General features: G+C 61.7%; 20 protein-coding genes. 11 read left to right on the top strand and 9 right to left on the bottom strand.

Annotated features, from left to right (window positions below; genetic code table 11):
* The first annotated feature begins 295 nt into the window (after positions 1 to 295).
* The 4 genes from lhpI to NBH21_RS10750 all read left to right on the top strand — a co-directional run bounded on the left by lhpI (position 296) and on the right by NBH21_RS10750 (position 5,721).
* A complete protein-coding gene (gene lhpI, locus NBH21_RS10735) occupies positions 296 to 1,255 on the top strand; it encodes a bifunctional Delta(1)-pyrroline-2-carboxylate/Delta(1)-piperideine-2-carboxylate reductase (protein ID WP_250913694.1) in 960 nt (319 codons plus the stop codon).
* Complete coding sequence (gene hrpB, locus NBH21_RS10740; RefSeq protein ID WP_250913693.1) at positions 1,255 to 3,717, top strand: ATP-dependent helicase HrpB; 2,463 nt, start codon at positions 1,255 to 1,257, stop codon at positions 3,715 to 3,717. Before lhpI ends, hrpB begins: the two co-directional genes overlap by 1 nt.
* 30 nt (positions 3,718 to 3,747) lie before the next feature.
* Positions 3,748 to 5,052 (top strand): ActS/PrrB/RegB family redox-sensitive histidine kinase, encoded by a 1,305-nt coding sequence (locus NBH21_RS10745; RefSeq protein WP_250913692.1) that lies wholly within the window; start codon positions 3,748 to 3,750, stop codon positions 5,050 to 5,052.
* Between the two features lie 78 nt (positions 5,053 to 5,130).
* A complete protein-coding gene (locus NBH21_RS10750) occupies positions 5,131 to 5,721 on the top strand; it encodes an ActR/PrrA/RegA family redox response regulator transcription factor (RefSeq protein WP_099055943.1) in 591 nt (196 codons plus the stop codon).
* 12 nt (positions 5,722 to 5,733) lie between these two features.
* Here the strand turns inward: NBH21_RS10750 and NBH21_RS10755 are convergent, their stop codons facing one another.
* A complete protein-coding gene (locus NBH21_RS10755; RefSeq protein WP_163902486.1) occupies positions 5,734 to 6,219 on the bottom strand; it encodes an MmcB family DNA repair protein in 486 nt (161 codons plus the stop codon).
* Positions 6,220 to 6,398: 179 nt separating this feature from the next.
* Here NBH21_RS10755 and NBH21_RS10760 point away from each other — a divergent pair, with 179 nt between their 5' ends.
* A complete protein-coding gene (locus NBH21_RS10760; RefSeq protein WP_250913691.1) occupies positions 6,399 to 7,082 on the top strand; it encodes a L,D-transpeptidase in 684 nt (227 codons plus the stop codon).
* A gap of 75 nt (positions 7,083 to 7,157) precedes the next feature.
* Here NBH21_RS10760 and NBH21_RS10765 read toward each other — a convergent pair whose 3' ends face one another.
* From NBH21_RS10765 to hslV, 6 genes are all read right to left on the bottom strand, one after another.
* Positions 7,158 to 9,329: a malate synthase G gene (locus tag NBH21_RS10765; RefSeq protein WP_250913690.1), complete on the bottom strand. Its 2,172-nt coding sequence runs from the start codon at positions 9,327 to 9,329 to the stop codon at positions 7,158 to 7,160.
* 123 nt (positions 9,330 to 9,452) lie between these two features.
* Complete coding sequence (locus NBH21_RS10770; RefSeq protein ID WP_280924921.1) at positions 9,453 to 11,444, bottom strand: hydantoinase/oxoprolinase N-terminal domain-containing protein; 1,992 nt, start codon at positions 11,442 to 11,444, stop codon at positions 9,453 to 9,455.
* 105 nt (positions 11,445 to 11,549) lie between these two features.
* Positions 11,550 to 12,959, bottom strand: coding sequence for a cytochrome P450 (locus NBH21_RS10775; RefSeq protein ID WP_250913714.1), 1,410 nt, complete (start codon positions 12,957 to 12,959; stop codon positions 11,550 to 11,552).
* Positions 12,960 to 12,999: 40 nt separating this feature from the next.
* Entirely contained in the window at positions 13,000 to 13,905 is a 906-nt protein-coding gene (locus NBH21_RS10780; RefSeq protein WP_280924162.1) for a DUF1402 family protein, read from the bottom strand.
* 202 nt (positions 13,906 to 14,107) lie between these two features.
* Positions 14,108 to 15,415 (bottom strand): ATP-dependent protease ATPase subunit HslU, encoded by a 1,308-nt coding sequence (gene hslU, locus NBH21_RS10785; RefSeq protein ID WP_163902477.1) that lies wholly within the window; start codon positions 15,413 to 15,415, stop codon positions 14,108 to 14,110.
* 49 nt (positions 15,416 to 15,464) lie between these two features.
* Positions 15,465 to 15,992 (bottom strand): ATP-dependent protease subunit HslV, encoded by a 528-nt coding sequence (hslV, locus tag NBH21_RS10790; RefSeq protein ID WP_163902475.1) that lies wholly within the window; start codon positions 15,990 to 15,992, stop codon positions 15,465 to 15,467.
* A 208-nt stretch (positions 15,993 to 16,200) separates the two neighbouring features.
* Here hslV and hisB point away from each other — a divergent pair, with 208 nt between their 5' ends.
* The 6 genes from hisB to coaA all read left to right on the top strand — a co-directional run bounded on the left by hisB (position 16,201) and on the right by coaA (position 20,458).
* On the top strand, positions 16,201 to 16,809 hold the full coding sequence (gene hisB / locus NBH21_RS10795; protein WP_250913687.1) for an imidazoleglycerol-phosphate dehydratase HisB: 609 nt from the start codon (positions 16,201 to 16,203) through the stop codon (positions 16,807 to 16,809).
* A gap of 96 nt (positions 16,810 to 16,905) precedes the next feature.
* A complete protein-coding gene (gene hisH, locus NBH21_RS10800) occupies positions 16,906 to 17,556 on the top strand; it encodes an imidazole glycerol phosphate synthase subunit HisH (RefSeq protein WP_250913686.1) in 651 nt (216 codons plus the stop codon).
* Positions 17,557 to 17,587: 31 nt separating this feature from the next.
* Positions 17,588 to 18,322 (top strand): 1-(5-phosphoribosyl)-5-[(5-phosphoribosylamino)methylideneamino]imidazole-4-carboxamide isomerase, encoded by a 735-nt coding sequence (gene hisA / locus NBH21_RS10805; RefSeq protein ID WP_250913685.1) that lies wholly within the window; start codon positions 17,588 to 17,590, stop codon positions 18,320 to 18,322.
* Between the two features lie 14 nt (positions 18,323 to 18,336).
* The gene (gene hisF, locus NBH21_RS10810; RefSeq protein WP_250913684.1) at positions 18,337 to 19,125 is read left to right on the top strand and encodes an imidazole glycerol phosphate synthase subunit HisF; all 789 of its coding nucleotides are present in this window, start codon (positions 18,337 to 18,339) and stop codon (positions 19,123 to 19,125) included.
* A gap of 17 nt (positions 19,126 to 19,142) precedes the next feature.
* Positions 19,143 to 19,466, top strand: a complete 324-nt coding sequence (locus tag NBH21_RS10815) for a phosphoribosyl-ATP diphosphatase (RefSeq protein ID WP_250913683.1) — start codon at positions 19,143 to 19,145, stop codon at positions 19,464 to 19,466.
* Entirely contained in the window at positions 19,463 to 20,458 is a 996-nt protein-coding gene (coaA, locus tag NBH21_RS10820) for a type I pantothenate kinase (protein ID WP_250913682.1), read from the top strand. The genes NBH21_RS10815 and coaA overlap by 4 nt, the downstream gene beginning before the upstream one ends.
* Positions 20,459 to 20,597: 139 nt before the next feature.
* Here the strand turns inward: coaA and NBH21_RS10825 are convergent, their stop codons facing one another.
* Together NBH21_RS10825 and lysM are read right to left on the bottom strand one after the other, a co-directional pair.
* Positions 20,598 to 21,224, bottom strand: coding sequence for an alpha-ketoglutarate-dependent dioxygenase AlkB family protein (locus NBH21_RS10825; RefSeq protein ID WP_250913681.1), 627 nt, complete (start codon positions 21,222 to 21,224; stop codon positions 20,598 to 20,600).
* Positions 21,225 to 21,263: 39 nt separating this feature from the next.
* A complete protein-coding gene (gene lysM, locus NBH21_RS10830; RefSeq protein ID WP_250913680.1) occupies positions 21,264 to 21,737 on the bottom strand; it encodes a peptidoglycan-binding protein LysM in 474 nt (157 codons plus the stop codon).
* Positions 21,738 to 21,755 lie beyond the last annotated feature (18 nt).

Consider the following 21,755-nt stretch of genomic DNA (forward strand, 5'->3'; position numbering starts at 1 on the left):
GAGAGACTTCGTCGCCAGCAGCGCCGCCGCCCTCGTCAGTGAGCGGATGTATAATCCCACCCCCTCAATCAAGTCAACACCATCTATCACAAAAATTACAAAAATCACACAACACATTGATTATAAACATAAATCTGGAAATGTGAATGAATAACGCAAAACCAGACGCCCAAAACACAGGGTTCCAGAGCACACCCCCAGCCCACATTTGAGAAGGGAGAACCCCGGAAAGGATTTCACGCTTGAATGGACCGCCCCACTTGCTAGTGTCGGCACCCTTATAGAGGAGAGGATCATGCTGGTACTGCACGAAACCGAGACCGCGGAAGCGCTGAAATGGGACGAGCTGACCAACGCGATCGAGCGGATGTTCCGTAGCCATTGCGTGACGCCGGTCCGTCACCATCATGAAGTAGAGGTGCCCGGCGAGGCGGCGGCCACTCTTCTTCTGATGCCGGCCTGGGTACCCGGCGACTATATAGGTATCAAACTGCTTTCGGTCTTTCCCGACAACCATCTGCGCGGCCTGCCTGCCATCTATGGCAGTTATCTTCTTTCTTCCGGCAAGACCGGCAAGATGCTCGCCGTGGTCGATGGCGGTGAGCTGACCGCTCGGCGCACAGCCGCGACGTCGGCCTTGGCAGCCGGTTATCTCGCGCGTGAAGACGCGAGCCAGCTCCTCGTTGTCGGTACCGGACGCCTTTCCCTCAATCTCATTCAAGCGCATTCGACAATGCGCCCAATAAAGAGTGTCAGGATCTGGGGCCGAAATCCGGCCAATGCGGAAAAGACTGCGGCTGATGCCAGGGAGATGGGTTTTGACGCCACCGCCTGTACGGATCTGGAAGCGGCAACGCGAGAAGCCGACATCATTTCCTGCGCGACGCTTTCCAACGAACCGCTGGTTCACGGCAAATGGTTGAAACCGGGCGCCCATCTCGATCTCATCGGTGCGTTCAAGCCGACCATGCGGGAGAGCGATGACGAGGCGGTGCGGCGCGCAACCATCTTCGTCGACACGCGCGAAGGCGCCATGAGCGAGGCCGGCGATATCCTGCAGCCCCTGAAGGCCGGGATCATTCGCGAAACCGATATCAAGGCCGATCTGTTCGACCTCGCGGCCGGCCGGCACCGGGGCCGCACCGCCAATCACGAAATCACCCTGTTCAAGTCGGTGGGCGCGGCGCTAGAGGACCTCGCCGGAGCCATCCTTGCCTATGAGGCGGTAACCACCCGCTTCAAGACGGAAACCTGATGCCATTCAATCTGCCCAGCCTCCCGGTCTCGGAAAAGCTTGCCGATCTGGCTGAAGCGCTCCTCCGGGAGAACCGCGCCGTCCTTTCCGCTCCTCCGGGAGCGGGCAAGACGACGATCGTGCCGATCCATCTTCTGGACCAGCCCTGGCGGGGGGACGGCCGTATTATCCTGCTCGAACCGCGTCGGCTCGCGGCGCGGGCGGCGGCGAGCCGGATGGCGAGCCTCATCGGGGAAGCCGTCGGCGAGACCGTCGGCTATCGCATGCGGCTCGACAATCGCGTTTCGGCGCGAACACGGATCGAGGTGGTGACGGAAGGCGTGTTCGCCCGCATGATTCTCGAGGATCCCGAACTCAATGGCATCACGGCGGTTCTGTTCGACGAATTCCATGAAAGATCGCTCGATGCGGATTTCGGTCTGGCGCTGGCGCTCGACGCCCAGACTGCGTTGAGGCCCGACCTCAGGATCCTCGTGATGTCTGCGACCCTCGACATCGAGCGCGTCGCAACCCTTCTCGACAAACCGCCCGTCATCGTCAGCGAAGGGCGAAGCTTCCCCATCGATATCCGCCATCAGGACAGGCCGGGCGGCACGCGCATCGAGGATGCAGTGACCTCGGCCATTACCACCGCGCTCGATCAGGAATCAGGATCGATCCTCGCTTTTCTTCCGGGACAGGCAGAGATCCGCCGCGTGGCCGAACGGCTCGACGGCAAGGTCACGTCCTCGACCCATGTCGTACCGCTTTACGGAAACCTCTCGCAGAAGGAACAGGACGAGGCGATCCGGCCGGCTGTCACCGGCACGCGCAAGGTGGTGCTGGCAACTTCCATTGCCGAGACCTCCATTACCATCGACGGTGTCAGGATCGTCATCGACAGCGGGCTTCAGCGTCTGCCGGTCTTCGAGCCTTCCACCGGCATTACCCGGCTTGAAACGGTCAGGGTTTCGCGCGCATCCGCCGACCAGCGCGCCGGTCGTGCCGGACGAACGGAACCCGGTATCGCCATCCGGCTGTGGCACCAGGGACAAACGGCTGCTCTCCCGGCATTTACGCCACCGGAGATCCTTGCGAGCGATCTCTCCAACCTCGTGCTCGACATGGCGCATTGGGGCGTTCTCGAACCCGAAGGCCTGCGCTTCATCGATCCACCACCGGCCGCGGCCTGGAACGAGGCGAAGAGCCTCCTGCAAATGCTGGGTGCGCTGGACAAGACCGGAGCGCTCACCGCCAAGGGGCGCACCATGCGTGATCTCGCCCTGCCCGCGCGACTTTCCGCCATGGTGCTTGCGGCTGCTAACGCTGGGCAGGCCGCAGAAGCCGCTCGTATTGCCGTGCTTCTGACCGAACAAGGGCTCGGCGGTTCCAGCCTCGATATAGAAGAGCGCCTGCGCCGCTTCGAGCAAGAGAATGGCGAACGTGCTTCGGCAGCCCGCAAACTTGCCGAAAGAATCGTCGGCAGCCTGCGTAGCACGGTGCCTCAGGGTGCACGTACGACAGCCGGTCGCCTGCTGGTCCATGCCTATCCCGATCGGATCGCCCTTTCCCGAGGTGCGCGGGGACGTTTCGTCATGGCGAACGGCCGTGGCGCCGAGATTGAGGAAACCGACCGGCTTGCCGGCTCCCGGATGCTGGTGATCGCAGACCTGACCGGTCAGGCGGCGCGAGGCCGGGTGCTGGCAGCCGCCGAAATCCGTCGCGATGATATCGACGAACTTATGCCCGAGGCCATCCGTACCGCGGATGAGTGCTTCTTCGATCCGCCAAGCCGGCAGGTGCGGGCCCGGCGGTCCACACGGCTCGGCGCCATCGTGTTCAACGAGACACCCCTTCCCAAGCCTGCCGGCGTGGAAGCCGCCCGGGCTCTTGCCGATGGGGTCAGACAGCTTGGACTGTCCGTCCTGCCCTTTTCCAAGGCCGGCGAGCAATTGCGGCAGCGCATCGGCTTCCTTCACCGCAGCATCGGTGAGCCCTGGCCCGATATCGGTGACGCAGCCCTTCTTGACCGGCTTTCCGACTGGTTCATCCCGTTTCAGACCAATGTCCGTGGTATCGACGACATAACATCGGGTTCGCTTTTCGACGGGCTGATGTCACTCGTCCCGCACGAGGTGCAACGCGATCTCGAAAGACTGGCGCCGACACACTTCACCGCCCCGACCGGGCAGAGCCATCCGATCCGCTACGACGGAAACGAGCCGACGCTTGCGATCCGGGTGCAGGAGCTGTACGGCCTGAAGTCCCACCCGACGATCGGAGGCGGCAGGCTGCCGCTGTTGCTGGAGCTGACTTCGCCGGCGCACCGGCCGATCCAGACGACGCGGGACCTGCCGGGTTTCTGGGCCGGATCCTGGAAGGATGTGCGCAGCGATATGCGCGGGCGTTATCCCAAACACCCCTGGCCGGAAAACCCGGCCGATGCAGCGCCGACGACACGCGCAAAGCCGCGCGGTACGTGACGCCGTGACACAGCAAAGGAGAGGCCCTGCATGATAAAGCCGACGCAGGACGTGGCGAGACATTTCGGACCGTCAAGCCGGAGATTGAGACTGCAGACGCTGGTGCGCCTGCGCTGGCTGGCGGTGGCGGGACAGAGCATCACGGTCTTCATCGTCGCCTTCCTTCTGGAATATCCGCTGCCATTCACCACGAGCGTGGCGTTGATCGGGGCGCTTGCGGCGGCAAACTTCCTGTTGTCCGTGACCTTCCCGCCGACCTATCGGCTGGAGCCGCTTGCCGCATTCGCCGTGCTCGGCCTCGATCTGTTCCAGCTCGCGGCCCTGCTCTTCATCACCGGCGGGCTGGCCAATCCGTTTGCGCCGCTGATCTGCGTTCCGGTGATCATCTCGTTCGCCTCCCAGCCGCGGGGGCTTTCAATCGCGCTCTTGGTGTTCGCGCTGTTTTTCATTACCGCGCTGGCGTTCACGCCCTATCCCCTGCCCTGGCATAGCGGCGAGACCCTGCCGACCCATCCCGTCATGCAGCTCGGCATCTGGTTTTCCATCACCTCGATGATGACGTTTGCCGCCTTTTACGCCTATCGTGTCTCGCAAGAGGCGGCCCTGCTTGCCGACGCGCTTTCGGCGACCGAACTGATCCTGCAGCGGGAAAAGCATCTCTCGCAGCTCGATGGCCTTGCCGCCGCGGCTGCCCATGAACTCGGCACTCCGCTTGCCACGATCAGCGTCGTCGCCAAGGAGATGGAGCGCGAACTGGGGAATGACGAACGCTTCGGCGAGGACGTTCAGCTGCTGCGCAGCCAGAGCGAGCGCTGCCGCGACATCCTGCGCCGACTGACGAGCCTGCCTTCGGAAAACGAGGAACATATGCGGCGCCTGCCGCTTTCCTCGATGATCGAGGAGGTGCTGGCGCCGAACAGGGAGTTCGGCGTCAAGCTTGAGCTGGTAGAGAAATCGGACCGGTCAAAGGAGCCGATCGGGGTGCGCAATGCCGGCATTCTCTACGGTCTCGGCAACCTCGTCGAAAACGCCATAGACTTCGCCCGCGACAAAGTAACCGTCACGGTGGAACACGACGCTTCGAAGGTGGTCATCACGATCGAGGACGACGGTGAAGGCTATTCCACGGACGTGCTGCAACGGATCGGCGAGCCCTATGTGACGAGCCGGCAACGCGACGACAAGGCGGGTGGGCTGGGCCTCGGCCTGTTCATTGCCAAGACGCTGCTGGAACGCTCCGGTGCAACGCTCCGGTTTGAAAACGGCGGTCCGGACCGTCCGGGCGCGCGCGTCAAGATCACATGGCCACGCGGCCTGATGGACGCAGGGCGCTGAAATGACTTTACCCGCCGGCCATAAGTGGCCATAACCGGACAAGAATACGAACAGAATGCCCCGCAGGGATGGCAGACCATGACAGAATTCGCTTCATCCGGCTCGAAGAGCGACATCGCAACCAATATCGACGAAAGCATCGGACCCGATCCGAGCCTGTTGATCGTTGATGACGATGCTCCCTTTCTCCGCCGTCTGGCGCGCGCCATGGAAACCCGCGGCTTCGCCGTCGATATGGCCGCCTCCGTCGCGGAAGGCATCGCGAAGTCGAAGGCCACGCCGCCGAAATATGCGGTGATCGACCTGAGGCTCGGCGATGGCAATGGTCTCGATGTGATCGAGGCCATCCGCGAGAAGCGGAGCGACACGCGGATCGTGGTCCTCACCGGCTACGGTAACATCGCGACCGCGGTGACGGCGGTAAAGCTCGGCGCGCTGGACTATCTTTCAAAGCCTGCCGATGCTGACGATATCTTCCTGGCGCTGACCCAGCGTCCGGGCGAAAAGGCGGAAGTGCCGGAAAACCCGATGTCGGCGGACCGGGTGCGCTGGGAGCATATCCAGCGCGTCTATGAAAGCTGCGACCGCAATGTCTCGGAAACGGCCCGGCGTCTCAACATGCACCGTCGCACGCTGCAGCGCATTCTCGCCAAGCGTGCTCCAAAATAAGACAATCCCGTATTATTCGGTCGCGGGGGTTCTCGCGGCCCATTCCGCCATCATCAGCCGCTGGGCTGCAGTGCGCGAAAAATTCAGGGTGACCGCCTTGCGTGTCGCCGGAGGCAGCCTGTGTTCGGGCGCCTCGCGCAACAGATGCGCTCCGTAACCATCCGAGACCAGAAGCCCGCAATCCTCCGGGAATATGTCGAGCGGTACCTCGCCGTGGGTCGCGAAGAACAGTCGGTCACAGTAACTTCTATATTCCGGCCATTTGCGGTCGACGCGAAAATCCTCGATCGAGGATTTGATCTCGATGATCCAGATCTCGCCCTTGTCGGTCAGGCCGACCAGATCGGCCCTGCGGCCATTGGCCAGCGACATTTCCGGCAGCAAGGCCAGCCGCATCTCGTTCAGCAGCACCTGCACGCCGCGACGCACCAGCATGGCGCGATCAGACTGGCGTCCGTCGATTAACGGGTTGTTAACGGCAACAGAAACAATGGTCATGTAAAAGCCCGGCCTGCCCTTGTGGCATGTTGCAAAAAAGCAATGCGGAGTCATTTTGCACTGCCGAAGTCCTGTGGTTCTTCCGCGCTACTTGCCAAGGCGAACTTAATCAAAAATAAACCATAAACAAAGATGGTTGAGCCCACCATCTCTCAGCTTGAACCCTACGAGACATCCCCATGCGCCTTCGCAATGCATTGACCGTGTTCGGCCTTGTCGCAACACTCGGCCTCGCCGGCTGCACAACCACCTCCACGACGACCACCCCTTCCGAAGAACCGAAGGAAGCCGCCGAAGCCACCACCACCAAGATCTTCAGCGATTCCTATGGCAGCGTAACCGACGCCGGCTTCGCTCTCCCGGCTATCCCGATCAGCCGCGTGGACAAGAAGTTCCACCGCCAGATCGTCGATTACTCTACCACGGAAAAGCCCGGTACGATCGTCGTAAATACTCGCGAACGCTTCCTTTACTACGTGCTGCCGAACGGCAAGGCCGTTCGCTACGGTATCGGTGTCGGCAAGCAGGGTTTTGCATGGCAGGGTGAAGCCTATATCGCCTGGAAGCAGGAATGGCCGACCTGGCACCCGCCGAAGGAAATGGCGGAGCGCAAGCCGGAAATCGCCAAGTATGTCGAGGCAGGCATGGGCCCGGGCCTCAGCAACCCGCTCGGCGCACGGGCCATGTACCTCTTCGACGACAAGGGCCACGATACGCTGTTCCGCCTGCATGGCACGCCGGAATGGGCCTCGATCGGCACCGCCGCTTCCTCGGGCTGCATTCGCCTGATGAACCAGGACGTCATTGATCTCTACAACCGCGTTCGTCCCGGCAAGGGCGCTCGCGTGGTCGTACAGCAGTAAGCTTCATCGACCGCATCAGATATGAAAAAAGCCGCCGGGATCACCGGCGGCTTTTTTGTTGGGCTTCAACCAATCTTATCCGGCCAGCTTTGCCTTCAGTTCACGGCGGCGGCGATGCAGGACCGGCTCGGTATAGCCGTTCGGTTGTTCACGACCCTTGAGCACCAGTTCAAGCGCTGCCTGGAAGGCGACAGAGCCGTCGAAATTGCCAGCCATGGGGGTATAGGCGGGATCGCCTGCGTTCTGGCCATCGACCACGGCAGCCATCCGCTTCATCGTCTCGACCACCTGCGTTTCGGTGATGATGCCGTGATGCAGCCAGTTGGCCATGTGCTGGGCGGAAATGCGCAGCGTTGCACGGTCCTCCATCAGGCCGACATTGTTGATATCCGGAACCTTGGAGCAACCGACGCCCTGATCGATCCAGCGAACGACGTAGCCAAGGATGCCCTGCGCATTGTTATCGATCTCGCGCTGGATTTCTTCCGCCGTCCAGTTGGGACGGGGTGCGACCGGCACCGATAGGATATCGCCAAGCTTGGCGCGCGGACGGGATTTCAGCGTGGCCTGGATGTCGGCGACGTTGACGCGGTGATAATGGGTTGCGTGAAGCGTGGCCGCCGTTGGCGACGGAACCCAGGCGGTATTGGCGCCAGCCTTGGGATGAGCGATCTTCTGCTCCAGCATGGCGGCCATCAGGTCCGGCATGGCCCACATGCCCTTGCCGATCTGCGCATGGCCGGAAAGCCCGCATTCGAGGCCGATGTCGACGTTCCAGTTCTCATAGGCCGAGATCCAGGCTGCCTGCTTCATATCGCCCTTGCGGATCATCGGGCCGGCTTCCATCGAGGTATGGATCTCGTCGCCGGTCCGGTCGAGGAAGCCGGTGTTGATGAAGACGACGCGTTCGCGGGCAGCGCGAATGCATTCCTTGAGGTTGACCGTCGTGCGGCGCTCCTCGTCCATGATGCCCATCTTGATGGTGTTCGGCGCCATGCCGATCAGTTCTTCGACGCGCGAAAAGATCTCGCAGGCAAAGGCGACTTCTTCGGGTCCGTGCATCTTCGGCTTGACGACATAGAGCGAACCCTCACGGGAATTGGCCCGCCGGCCATTGCGGCCAATGTCATGCAGGGCAACGAGCGCGGTGACAGCCGCATCCATGATGCCTTCGGGAGCCTCGTTACCGTCGCGGTCGAGGATCGCCGGGTTGGTCATTAGGTGGCCGACATTGCGCACCAGCATCAGCGAACGGCCGTGCAGGACGAGTTCCGAACCGTCCGGCGCGGTAAACGTCTTGTCGGGGTTGAGCACACGGACGAAGGTCTTGCCGCCCTTGCTGACTTCCTCCGTCAGGTCGCCTTTCATCAGGCCGAGCCAGTTGCCGTAAACGACCACCTTGTCCTCGGCATCGACGGCGGCAACCGAATCCTCGCAGTCCATGATAGTGGTAATGGCCGATTCGAGGTGAATGTCGTCGATATGGGCAGCATCGGTCTTTCCGATCATGCCTTCTGCATTGATGAGGATCTCGAGATGCAGGCGGTTGCGGCGCAGAAGGATCGCCTCCGGCGCAGCAGGCGCACCACCATAACCGACGAATTGCGCCGGATCGGCAAGCCCCGTGACACCGCCAGCGGAGAGCGTGACGAACAGCGCACCCTTGTCGACGGAAAGGTCCGCGACGTCGGCCCATTTGCCGGCAGCGAGCGGTGCCGAATCGTCGAGCAGCTGGCGACCCCATGCGATGACCTTCGCGCCGCGGACGGGGTTATAGCCCTTGCCCTTCTCGGCGCCATCGGTTTCCGGGATGGCATCGGTGCCGTAGAGGGCATCGTAAAGCGAGCCCCAGCGGGCGTTCGCGGCGTTGAGCGCATAGCGGGCGTTCATGACCGGTACGACGAGCTGCGGTCCGGCAATCTCGGCGATTTCCGCGTCGACATTTGCCGTCGTCACCGCAAAGCTTTCGCCTTCCGGCAGAAGATAGCCGATTTCGCGCAGGAAAGCCTCATAGACCCCCATGTCGACGGGTGCGCCATTTGCCTTGTACCAGGCATCGATCTTCGCCTGCAGTTCGTCCCGCTTTGCAAGAAGCGCGCGGTTCTTCGGCGCGAGATCGTGAACGATCGCCGCGAGACCGGCGAGATAGCGCTCGGGGTCCACGCCGGTCCCGGGCAGCGCCTTTTCGATCAGGAAATCATACAGGCCCGTGTCGATGGACAGTCCGTGGCTCTCAATGCGGCTCATCGCCATTTCTCCTCGCAATCCGATTATCAAATTCGTGCTGGGAGCATGCCCTGATCTTATTGAGTGTCAATCGAGCACGAATAACAAATATTTATTCCAAAAAGGAAAAAGTCTGCATCGATTTCACGCACTGGCCGATACGCGGGGACGACCGCTTGCCGTCGCGATGATCCGCGCTTCCATCAGTTTGCGCCGCCCCTCGACCTCGGGCGCATCGATTTCGCGCGCCAGCACCACCACGACATCGGCAGCGCCGCTCGCACGCGCATGCTCGTGGGCTGTTCGTGAAGCTCGCTCTTCCGCCTCGGCCATCGCCGCTTCCTCTTCCGCGAACCGCCGGTTGTCTCCCCCGCCTGAAACGATAAAGACCCCTTCTTCCGGCGAGGTGACGAAGACCGTTACGGTGGAGCGGACCTGGCCGACGACGGCGCCAACCGCATTGGCGACATCGGCGGCGTCCGGCACGGCACAGGCCGCGGACAGCATCTCGGCAATCGCCGGGTAATAGACCGGAGCAGATGCACCAAGACCGATCAGCGGACGGTCGAGGGAAAGGGCGAAGCGCGCAATACCTGTCTGGCGGTTCAGGGCACGATCGATCAGCACCGAACGGGCCGGATCGATGTCGCCAAGACCGTCTTCGGCCAGACAGGCCGACAGAATGGCTTCGGCCGACTGCCGCGTCAGCCTTTCGACGATACGCAGGGCGAGTTCTTCCGGCAACCCGGCGAGAGGTTTTCCCGTACCGTCCCTCTGTCGCATGGCGACCTGCATGCCGAGATCGGCAGCCTGCCTGTTCCATTGACCCTGCCTGCCCAGCACATGCATGGCGTCGGAAGGGGTGAGCCCGCAAATATGCACGAGACCGCGTGCGACGAGGCGATCGAGCGTGGCCTTCTGCTGCGTCACCGTGAGCAGCTGGTCGAGAGCCACGGGAATATCGGTGATACGGGCAAAAAGGGTCGCTTCCTGTGGCTGCAGTCCGGCGGAGAGATGATCCGGCACTCCGGTACGGACAGCGAACCGTCCGTCGTGGCGACCGACATGAGCAGAGCGCAATTGCCGTTCCAGTGTGCCGATGACCGCCTCCCCGTGCAGCATCGCGGCAAGGCTGAGGGGCACGAAACGACGGGGACCGAGATCGATCCGCGCCGCAAGCCCGCGGTCGTCGAAGCGGACTTCGGAATCACCGCCGAGACCATAGGTCCGCATGGCGACCGCTTCCACCATGGTGCGATAACCGCCGACCACCGCGCCATCGGCATCGAGACGCGGGCGGCCGTTTTCCATCACCGCGACATCCGTCGTGGTGCCGCCGATGTCGGAGACCACGGCATCTTCGAGCCCGGTCAGGTATCTCGCGCCGACAAGACTTGCCGCCGGTCCGGAAAGAATGGTCTCGATCGGCCGAAGCCGTGCCTCGGCCGCCGAAATCAGCGCACCGTCACCTCGCACCACCATCAGCGGGGCGCGGATACCGCGATGTTTCAGGTGATCCTCGCAAGCGCCGACAAGGCGGTCGATCATCGACACCAGCCGGGCATTGAGCAGCGTCGTCAAGGCGCGCTTGGGACCGCCGAGCTTCGAGGAAAGCTCGTGGCTACAGGTAACCGGCAGATGGGATTTCTCGCGGATAAAGTCCCTCACCCGTATCTCATGGGAGGGATTGCGGACCGCAAAATAACCGGCAACGGCGAAGGAGGACACGTTCGCCGCCAGTTCCGGCAGGATCGCTTCGAGCGCCGTCATGTCGAGCGGCGTTTCGTTGCCATGGACATCATGGCCCCCCGGCAGGAAGATCACCGGATCGGAGCCCAACGCATCCGCGAGGCCGTCTCGCCGCAAATCCTCCGGGCCGAAGCCAATCATCACCAGGGCAGCGCGTCCGCCCTGCCCTTCGACGAGCGCGTTGGTGGCAAGCGTGGTCGAGAGCGATACGAGACCGATGGCATCGGCCGGCAGACCGGAAGCGGAGAGCACGTTTTCCAGAGCCCCGGAAATCCCGATCGACAGATCATGCCGTGTGGTGAGCGCCTTGGCCTTGGCGATCAGGCCGTCCTTCTCGCTGAAAAGCGCGGCGTCGGTATAGGTGCCGCCGGTATCAATGCCCAACATATAATGAAGTTTCACGCCACGCCCCGCATTCCAGAAAGACCGCAAGAAACGGTCCTACGCTTTATGCACTCACGGAAATCGCCGCGCTAGCTGACAAACGCCAAATTATGACCTGTCGCGCGGAGTGACGAGCATGGGTAGTCCGCCCGCCGGTTGAACGGTGAGCTTCTGCACCGGCCACGGCCGCGTGCCGGCCTTTGGCGTAAAACGAAAGCGATGCATCAGGACGGCGAGCGCAATGACGGCCTCCTGCAATGCAAAGGTTGCCCCGATGCAGACGCGCGGGCCAACGCCGAAAGGCAGATACTGGAAACGGCCGATGCGCTCACGGTTTTCCGGCAGGAAACGGGCGGGATCGAAGACGCGGGGGCGATCCCAATGCAGCTTATGCCGATGCAGCGTCCAGGGCATGATGAGGATCGTCGCGCCCTTGCGGATGTCCAGAACCTTGCCATCCGCCGCGACGAACCTGTCCTCTTCAAGAGCCCGCCGGTTGATCGACGGTGCCGGCGGATAGAGCCGCAACGCTTCTTCGAAGGCGGCTTTGACATGGGGCATGCGATCGGCCCAGGTCACGGGATCGGCACCGCTCGCGATGACCTCGTCGATCTCCGCTTCCATCTTTTCCCGGAATTCCGGCAGATGGGCAATGCAATAGAGTGTCCAGCCGAGTGCGCGGGCGGTCGTTTCATGGCCTGCGCCGATGAAAGTGAGGATGTTGTCCTCGATTTCCTCGGTCGTCAGCCCGTCAGGTCCTTCGATTTCCAGAAGCAGGGTCAGGAAATCCCGGGGTGCTTCGGCAGGATTGCGAGCAATCGCGACGCGACGGCGTTCCATCGTGTCGCGCACCAACTTGCGGAATTTTTCCAACACGCGCTGTCCACCGATCCGCGTCAGCCTCGGAAGCCAGGTGGGGGCTGCCAGCATGTCGAGCGGATCGATACGCCCCATCCGGTGCAGCAAGGCATCCACGTCGGCGGCAACATCGCCGCTCTCCGATGCCAGTTCGCCGGAAAACAATGTCTCCGACAGGATCTGGTAGGTCAGTTCCGTCATGTCGGTGGAGATGTCGTGAATGCTGCCATCCACATCCGGGCTGACATAGCGATCGGCAAATTCTTCGCTTTTCTCCAGCATCTGCCGCGCGAAGCCCTTGGCATGGCGAGGTGTGAAGACGGGGGCCATGGCCTTGCGCGAACGCTTCCAGACATCGCCCTCGGCTGTCAGCAGACCGTCGCGCAGGATCGGTCGCAGCACGAGTTGGCGCACCACATCCATGGGATAGTTGCCGGCATTGTCGACCAGCACATGGCGGATGAGATCCGGATCGTTGACGATGATGGTGGTGCGACCGAAGAAGCGGGTCTCGATCCAGGGCAGCGTGTAGGACGGCTCGCCCCAGAGCTCCAGCGGATTGCGCAATACAATACGGATGATTTCGAGACGCGAGGGCGGGCCTTTGCGCGGCAGGGGAGCCGGAGGCTCGTAGCCGTCATTTCTCTTGTCCTCGGCCATCTCCGTCATCTCTAACCCTTAGAGGCCGTTCCGGCCCGTTTCAGAGCAGCTTTTCCAGCTCCTCGAGCCGGTCGTTGACCAACCAGCCGTAATAGTTTTCCTCCGGCCAGACCGTGGATCCGCCGGCATTCTTGCGCGCCAGCGCCTGCGCGCGCTGCCGGGAGTTGCCGACATTGAAAAGCGTCGCGGTCACGCCGGGATTGGTCGAGATATCCATGCCGGCAATCGACTTGTAATCGTCGATCGACTTGCGGATAACCGCCGCCATGAAGGCGAGCGAGATATCCGGGTCCATGATCGCCTTGTAGACGCCGGCCGCATCGGTCTCGTCCAGCTTGGCATAACCCGACTTCTGGGCCACGAGGTCCGACATCATCAGCGCCGTCAGCGGATTGATCTGGCCAAGGCCAAAGGTCTGGCCGGCATAGAAAGGCTGGAAGAAAACAGCGCTGAACCGATTGTCGGGATAGGACTTGCCGCCAACCGAGCGGCCCTTGAACGTGGCATTCCAGACGTCCTCACGGCAGGTCCAGAGTGCGTAGGAATCATCCTTGCCCTCGCATTCGGCAAATTCCGGGCGGGCAACGAAATCATCGACATCCTCGCCCTTGTAGGCGAAGCGGAAGCTGTTGCCTGCATAGGAGGCCGCCTTCACATAATAGCTCTGCAGATTGTCGTAGGCGTCGACATTATAGGTATGCTCGCCGACGATTGCCCCGATCATGTGGATCGGGTCGATGCCATAGGCAGACGCCGTACTGCGGATCTTCGACATCAGCCGCTTATCCGAGGCCAGAAGGTCGCGCACCTTTTCATACTTGACGTCGAACGTGGTTTTGCCCGCCTTGGTGCGGCGAACGGAAGCTCCGGGAATGGCAGGTTGTTCGGCATTGCGGTTCCCCGCGGGCACTGTCACAGGCGCTGCCTGCAGACCAGCAGGCGCCATCACAAGAAGCGCCAGAACTATTGCCGAAATGATACGTGCCACGATCCGTTTGCCCTCCAGACTTCACTTTCCGATCGGCTACCGCGGGGGATAAGCCCGGGCGGCGACTTCACTTACATAAGCGAAGCCGCCGTTGTCGACCGGGAGATACGTCACTTTCGTGCGATTTCAGGGCAAAAGCACGAAAATAGATGCTCTCGCGTCACAGAATGTAGCGCGACAGATCCAGATCCTGCGCGATCCCGCCGACATGTTTTTGAACATAATCGGAATCGATCATGATCGAAGACCCCGCGCGGTCAGGCGCATTGAACGAAACGTCGTCGAGCACCCGTTCCATCACGGTCTGCAGGCGGCGTGCGCCGATGTTCTCGACGGACGTGTTGAGCTTCACGGCAACATCAGCAAGCGCGTCGATCGCATCCTCGGTGAATTCGAGATCGAGATCTTCCGTCGCCATCAGCGCCCTGTACTGGCGGATCAGGCTGGCCTCGGTCTCGGTCAGGATGCGACGGAAGTCTTCCTTGCTCAGCGGCTTCAGCTCGACGCGGATCGGCAGGCGACCCTGAAGCTCCGGCAGAAGGTCCGAAGGCTTGGCCACATGGAAGGCGCCGGACGCGATGAAGAGAATATGATCCGTCTTCACCGGGCCATATTTGGTGGAAACCGTCGTGCCCTCGACCAGCGGCAGCAGGTCGCGCTGCACCCCTTCGCGAGAAACGCCGGCGCCGACGCCGCCGTCACGGGCCGCGATCTTGTCGATCTCGTCGAGGAAGACGATGCCATCGTTCTCGACAGAGCGAACCGCCTCGCGCTGGATAACCTCGTTGTCAATCAGCTTGTCGGATTCATCCCGGATCAGGTCGGCATAGGATGCCTTGACGGTGGTGCGCACCTTCTTGGTGCGGCCGCCCATGGCCTTGCCGAACATTTCGGAGATGTTGAGGATGCCGACATTGGCGCCGGGCATGCCCGGGATTTCAAAGCCCGGCATGCCGCTGCCGCTGTCTGCGACCTCGATGTCGATTTCCTTGTCGTCCAGTTCGCCGCTGCGCAGCTTCTTGCGGAAGCTGTCTCGGGTTGCCGGCGAAGAGGTGGAGCCAACGAGCGCGTCGAGCACCCGCTCCTCGGCGCCGGCATGGGCTTTGGCCTGGACCTCGGCGCGCTTCTTTTCGCGCACCAGGCCGATGCCAATCTCAACGAGATCGCGGATGATTTGTTCGACGTCACGGCCGACATAACCGACCTCGGTGAACTTTGTGGCTTCCACCTTGATGAACGGAGCGCCCGCAAGCTTGGCGAGGCGGCGGGAAATCTCCGTCTTGCCGACGCCGGTCGGGCCGATCATCAGGATGTTCTTCGGCATCACTTCGTCGCGTAGCGTCTCATCGAGCTGCTGGCGGCGCCAGCGATTGCGCAGCGCAATCGCCACTGCGCGCTTGGCCTCGTGCTGGCCGATGATGAAGCGGTCCAGTTCCGAGACGATCTCACGGGGAGAAAAGGTTGTCATATCGATTTTCCAAAGGGTCGAATGGGTTGATGATGACGGATCGGGCCGGTCAATTGTCGCTGTCGAGGGTTTCCACCACGACATTGTCATTGGTGTAGACGCAGATGTCGGCGGCGATCGCCATGGCGCGGCGGGCAACTTCTTCCGCGGACTTGTCCGAATCCATCATGGCGCGCGCTGCGGCGAAGGCGTAATTGCCGCCGGAACCGATCGCGATCGCTCCATGCTCGGGCTCCAGCACGTCGCCATTGCCGGTGATCGCAAGCGTGATGGTCTTGTCAGCGACGAGCATCATAGCTTCGAGATTGCGGAGATACTTGTCGGTGCGCCAGTCCTTGGCGAGCTCGACAGCCGCGCGCATGAGCTGGCCCGGATATTGTTCAAGCTTCTTTTCAAGCCGCTCGAGCAGCGTGAAGGCATCGGCCGTGGCACCGGCGAAACCGGCGATCACCTCGCCCTTGCCGATGCGCCGCACCTTGCGGGCATTGCCCTTCATGACGGTCTGGCCGAGGCTCACCTGCCCGTCACCGGCCATGATGACCTTGCCGCCCTTTCGTACAGTAATAATCGTTGTCATTGGGCACCTGTCTGGTCCCGTAGGGGACTGTTTTCCTGGGGGCACGACACGGCCCCGTTAGGCCCTATGTAGGTGAAGCGCCGTCGAATACAACTCGCCGCCGACCCCGACGGAGTATGCCTGCTTTTGCTGGATATTTGCCGCCGTGCCTGATAAGGAGCGCTCATCAGGGCCCGGGTTCCCGGTCCTCATCATGGAGCAGACCTTAATGGGCGAAGCAGCCACCCCGCGCTCGGGAAGCATTTCCCGCAAGACCAACGAAACCTCCGTTTCCGTTTCCGTCAATCTGGACGGCACCGGGAAGACGAAGATTTCCACGGGCGTCGGCTTTTTCGATCATATGCTCGACCAGCTTTCCCGACATTCGCTCATCGACATGGACATCGAGGTGAAGGGCGATCTGCATATCGACGACCATCATACGGTGGAAGATACCGGCATCGCGATCGGACAGGCAATTTCAAAGGCGCTCGGCGAGCGGCGCGGCATCACCCGCTACGCGTCGATCGATCTGGCCATGGACGAAACCATGACGAAGGCGGCTATCGACGTTTCGGGACGGCCGTTCCTCGTCTGGAACGTATCGTTCAGCGCGCCGAAGATCGGCACCTTCGACACCGAACTGGTTCGCGAATTCTTCCAGGCGCTGGCGCAGAATGCCGGCATCACGCTGCATGTGCTCAACCATTATGGCGCCAACAATCACCATATAGCGGAGACCTGCTTCAAGGCCGTGGCGCGGGCAATGCGAACCGCAGTCGAAATCGATCCCCGGCAGGCGAGCCGCGTTCCCTCCACCAAGGGCACGCTGGTCTGACAGCAAACGACAGGGGCGGATGGCAGGTCACCGGACCGCAAAGCGGCGTTTTCGGTGATTCCGGGCCTCCAGCTCCGATAGAAAGGACATTCGACGATGCGCGTTGCGATCATCGATTATGGTTCGGGAAATCTGCGTTCCGCGACGAAGGCCTTCGAGCGCGCAGCCCGGGAAAGCGGCATCGACGCTGAAATAGACCTGACGGACAAGGCGGAGCGGGTGGCATCGGCCGACCGCATCGTGCTTCCCGGTGTTGGCGCCTATGCCGATTGCCGCAACGGTCTCGACGCCGTCTCCGGCATGCATGAGGCGCTTGTCGATGCGGTCGAGAAGAAGGCGCGGCCGTTCCTTGGCATCTGCGTCGGCATGCAGCTCATGTCGTCGCGCGGGCTGGAAAAGACCGTCACGCAGGGCTTCGGCTGGATCAAGGGCGATGTCGTCGAGATGACGCCGAACGATCCTTCGTTGAAGATCCCGCAGATCGGCTGGAACACGCTGACGCTCACGCGCCCGCATCCGCTGTTCGACGGTATAGAGACCGGCCCCGATGGCCTGCACGCCTATTTCGTGCATTCCTATCACTTGGCCGCAGAAAACCCCGACGACGTCATCGCCACCACCGATTACGGCGGTCCGATGACGGCCTTCGTCGGTCGCGACAACATGGCGGGCGCTCAGTTCCATCCGGAAAAGAGCCAGAAGCTCGGCCTGAAGCTCATTGCGAACTTCCTCGCCTGGGCTCCGTAATTCTCATTTTATCCAGTATCGGACAATCCGCATGATCCTCTTTCCCGCAATCGATCTGAAAGACGGCCAGTGCGTGCGCCTCAAGCTCGGCGACATGGAGCAGGCAACCGTCTACAACGCCGATCCCGCCGCTCAGGCGAAAGCCTTCGAGGACCAGGGCTTCGAATGGCTGCATGTGGTCGACCTGAACGGCGCCTTCGCCGGTGAAAGCGTCAACGGCGGCGCCGTCGATGCGATCCTCAATGCGACGAAGAACCCGGTCCAGCTCGGAGGCGGCATCCGCACGCTCGAGCATATCGAGAGCTGGCTTTCGCGCGGGCTTTCCCGCGTCATCCTCGGCACGGTGGCGGTGCGCGATCCCGCACTGGTCATCGAGGCCTGCAAGCTCTTCCCCGGCAAGATCGCCGTCGGCATCGACGCCAAGGGCGGCAAGGTCGCGGTCGAAGGCTGGGCGGAAGCGTCCGAGCTCGGCGTGATCGAGCTTGCCCGGAAATTCGAAGGCGCGGGCGTCGCGGCAATCATCTATACCGACATCGACCGCGACGGCATTCTCGCCGGCATCAACTGGCCTTCGACGCTGGCGCTTGCCGATGCCGTTTCCATCCCGGTGATCGCGTCCGGCGGGCTTGCATCGCTCGACGATATCCGCCGCATGCTGGAACCGGATGCCCGAAAACTCGAAGGTGCGATTTCCGGCCGCGCGCTTTATGATGGCCGGATCGATCCCGCGGAAGCGCTGGCGCTGATCCGCGCCGCAAGATCCTGAACGAGGAACCACCGATGACGCTGAAAGCCCGCGTTATTCCCTGTCTGGACGTCAAGGACGGCCGCGTTGTCAAGGGCGTAAACTTCGTCGACCTGATCGACGCCGGCGACCCCGTCGAGGCGGCCAAGGCCTATGACGCCGCCGGTGCCGACGAACTCTGTTTCCTCGATATCACTGCCTCCTCCGACGAGCGCGACACCATCTTCGACGTCGTTACCCGCACAGCCGAACATTGCTTTATGCCGCTGACCGTCGGCGGCGGCGTACGCAGCATCGCCGATATCCGCAAGCTCCTGCTGTGCGGCGCCGACAAGGTGGCGATCAATTCCGCTGCCGTGAAGAACCCGGATTTCGTTGCCGAAGCCGCCGACAAGTTCGGCGACCAGTGCATCGTCATCTCGATCGACGCCAAGCGGCGGCGCACGCAGGCTGCCGGCGGTGACAACATGAGCGCCTGGGAGATCTACACCCATGGCGGCCGCAACCCGACCGGCATCGATGCCGTGGAATTCGCGAAGCAGGTGGTCGAGCGCGGCGCCGGCGAACTGCTCGTCACCTCGATGGACCGCGACGGCACCAAATCCGGCTACGACCTCGAGCTGACACGGACCATTGCGGACGCCGTGCGCGTTCCGGTCATCGCATCGGGCGGTGTCGGCACGCTCGACGACCTCGTAGCGGGTATCAGCGAAGGACATGCGACCGCAGTGCTCGCCGCCTCTATCTTCCACTTCGGTACCTATTCGATAACCGAGGCCAAGCAATATATGGCGCAGCATGGCATCGCCATGCGGCTCGACTGACAGGACAGGCAAGGATCATGACTAAGTTTACCCTGACCGATCTCGAGAGCATCGTCGCAAAGCGCGCAACGGCTCGACCCGAAGAGTCCTGGACGGCAAAGCTGGTGGCCGGCGGACAGTCGAAAGCCGCCAAGAAACTGGGCGAGGAAGCCGTTGAAACGGTGATTGCCGCCATCAAGGACGACAGGGAAAACCTCGTCTACGAGAGTGCGGACCTACTCTATCATCTTATGGTCGTATTGAAAATTGCCGATATCCCGCTAGAAGCGGTGATGCAGGAGCTTCAGCGGCGTACAGCCCAGACAGGCCTCAGCGAGAAGGCCAGCCGGCAGGATCCATGACAACAGCGCCCCGGGAATCCGAAACGCCAGAAACGCTCGACCATTTTGAGGCGAATGGCTATTCGCCCTATCTCTTCTTCGATTCAGAGGAGTGGGCCCGGTTCCGCGCCGACACACCGCTGACGCTGACGGCGGACGAGGTTCACCGGCTGCGTTCTATCGACGACCCGATCGATCTGCACGAAGTGCGCCGCATCTACCTGTCGCTGTCGCGCCTTCTTTCGGCGCATGTCGAATCCTCGCAGCTTCTTTTCGAGCAGCGCAACCGCTTCCTCAGCACCTCCGGCATCGCCAAGACCCCGTTCGTGATCGGGATCGCGGGTTCGGTCGCGGTGGGGAAGTCGACCACCGCCCGCGTGCTGAAGGAGCTTCTGGCTCGCTGGCCCTCCAGCCCGAAGGTGGATCTCGTCACGACCGACGGTTTTCTCTATTCGAACGCCCATCTCGTCCGGCACAACATGCTGAACCGCAAGGGTTTTCCGGAGAGCTACGATATCGGCGCGCTGCTGCGGTTCCTCTCCGCCATCAAGGCCGGCCTGCCGAACGTCAAGGCGCCGGGCTATTCGCACCTGACCTATGACGTGCTGCCCGACGAGTTCAAGATCATCGACCGACCGGATATCCTCATCTTCGAGGGCATCAACGTGCTGCAGTCGCGCGATCTGCCGGCCGATGGCAAGATCGTGCCGATCGTCTCGGACTTCTTCGACTTCTCGATCTATATTGATGCCGACGAGAACCTGATCCATCGCTGGTATGTCGACCGCTTCATGCGGCTCAGGCAGACGGCATTCCGCGACCCGAACTCCTATTTCAATCGTTATGCCGCCATCAGCGAGGAAGAGGCGTTGAAAATCGCCGAGGGCCTGTGGCAGAACACCAACCTGAAGAACCTCAGGGAAAACATTCTGCCGACCCGTCCGCGCGCCGATCTGATCTTGCGAAAGGGTGATAATCACCTCGTCGAAAAGGTCGCTCTCCGGAAGCTCTAGAGCGCCGTGCGTCCATTTGGACGCACAAAGGACGCTCTAACATCTTGAATCTACGCATCGAGCTTTCCGAAAATCGATTCCGATTTTCGGGCCGATGCGCTAGGCACAGTTTGCCGGCAAAAGAAGCGTCGTTATCTCTTCAGGGATTGACCCGCCGTAGCGTCAGATTGATCCGGCCGCCGTTCTTCAGGAGCGTCGAGGTCGAGGGATAGATGCGGTCCACCCCGTGGAAGCAGAGGCGTCCCTCGCCTCCGATGACAAAGACGTCGCCGCTTTTGAGCTTCAACGACATGGTGGGATCGGTGCGGTTCATACCGCCCACCCGGAAGAGGCAGTTGTTGCCGAGCGAGATCGACACCACAGGTGCACCGAATTCCTTCTCGTCGCGGTCCTGATGGAGGCTCATGCGAGCCGAATCGTCGTAATAGTTGACCAAGCAGGCCTCTGGTTCGCCTTCATAGCCGGATACACGCCTCCAGATATCGAGCAGCATGTCGGGCATGGGAGGCCATGGCCGTCCGGTCACGGGATGGGTCGACTGGTAGCGATAGCCGCGTTCCTTGTCCGTGACCCAGCCGAGCGGGCCGCAATTGGTCATTCTGACCGACATCGGTTTTCCCGTACCGGGCATGACTGGCACGAAGAGCGGTGCTTCCGCGACGACGTCGCGAATGATCTCGACCAGCTTCTCCTGATCGGCCCGCTCGATGAAATCGGGATGATAGCGCAGCCCGTCCGGCAGGCTGCGCTTGTTCTTTTCTGCCATTTTCGTCATCGGCAGCCCGGAGGCTGCTGCCTTGGCATATCAGTCGGCGAGTTCTGGAATGCGCAGGACCTGGCCGGGGTAGATCTTGTCGGGATGGGTGAGCATCGGCTTGTTGGCTTCGAAGATCAGCGTGTTCTTGACGCCCTTGCCCTTGCCATACTGCGCCTCAGCGATCTTCCAGAGGTTGTCGCCCTTCTTCACCGTATAGAAAACCGGCTCCTTGGCAGGTGCGGGTGTAGCTGCAGGATTTTCGGCAATCTTCAGTTCACCGGCCTCGACCTTGGAAACACCGAGCGTGTTGCCGACAGCGACCACGGCCTTTTCGAAGATGGACTGGTCCTTGACCACGCCCTTCAGGACGATCTTATCATCCACGACTTCCACCTCGACCTTGTCGGTTCCGAGATCATGGGAGGCAAGCTCCTTCTTGATCGCTTCGACATCCGGCGCCTCGTCGTCACCGCCGATGCCGAGCTTCTTGCCTGCGCTCTTGATAAAGCTGAAAAGACCCATGGGTACCTCCTGTTATCC

It is taken from the genome of Ciceribacter sichuanensis (assembly GCF_024055605.1).
GTDB lineage: Bacteria > Pseudomonadota > Alphaproteobacteria > Rhizobiales > Rhizobiaceae > Allorhizobium > Allorhizobium sichuanense.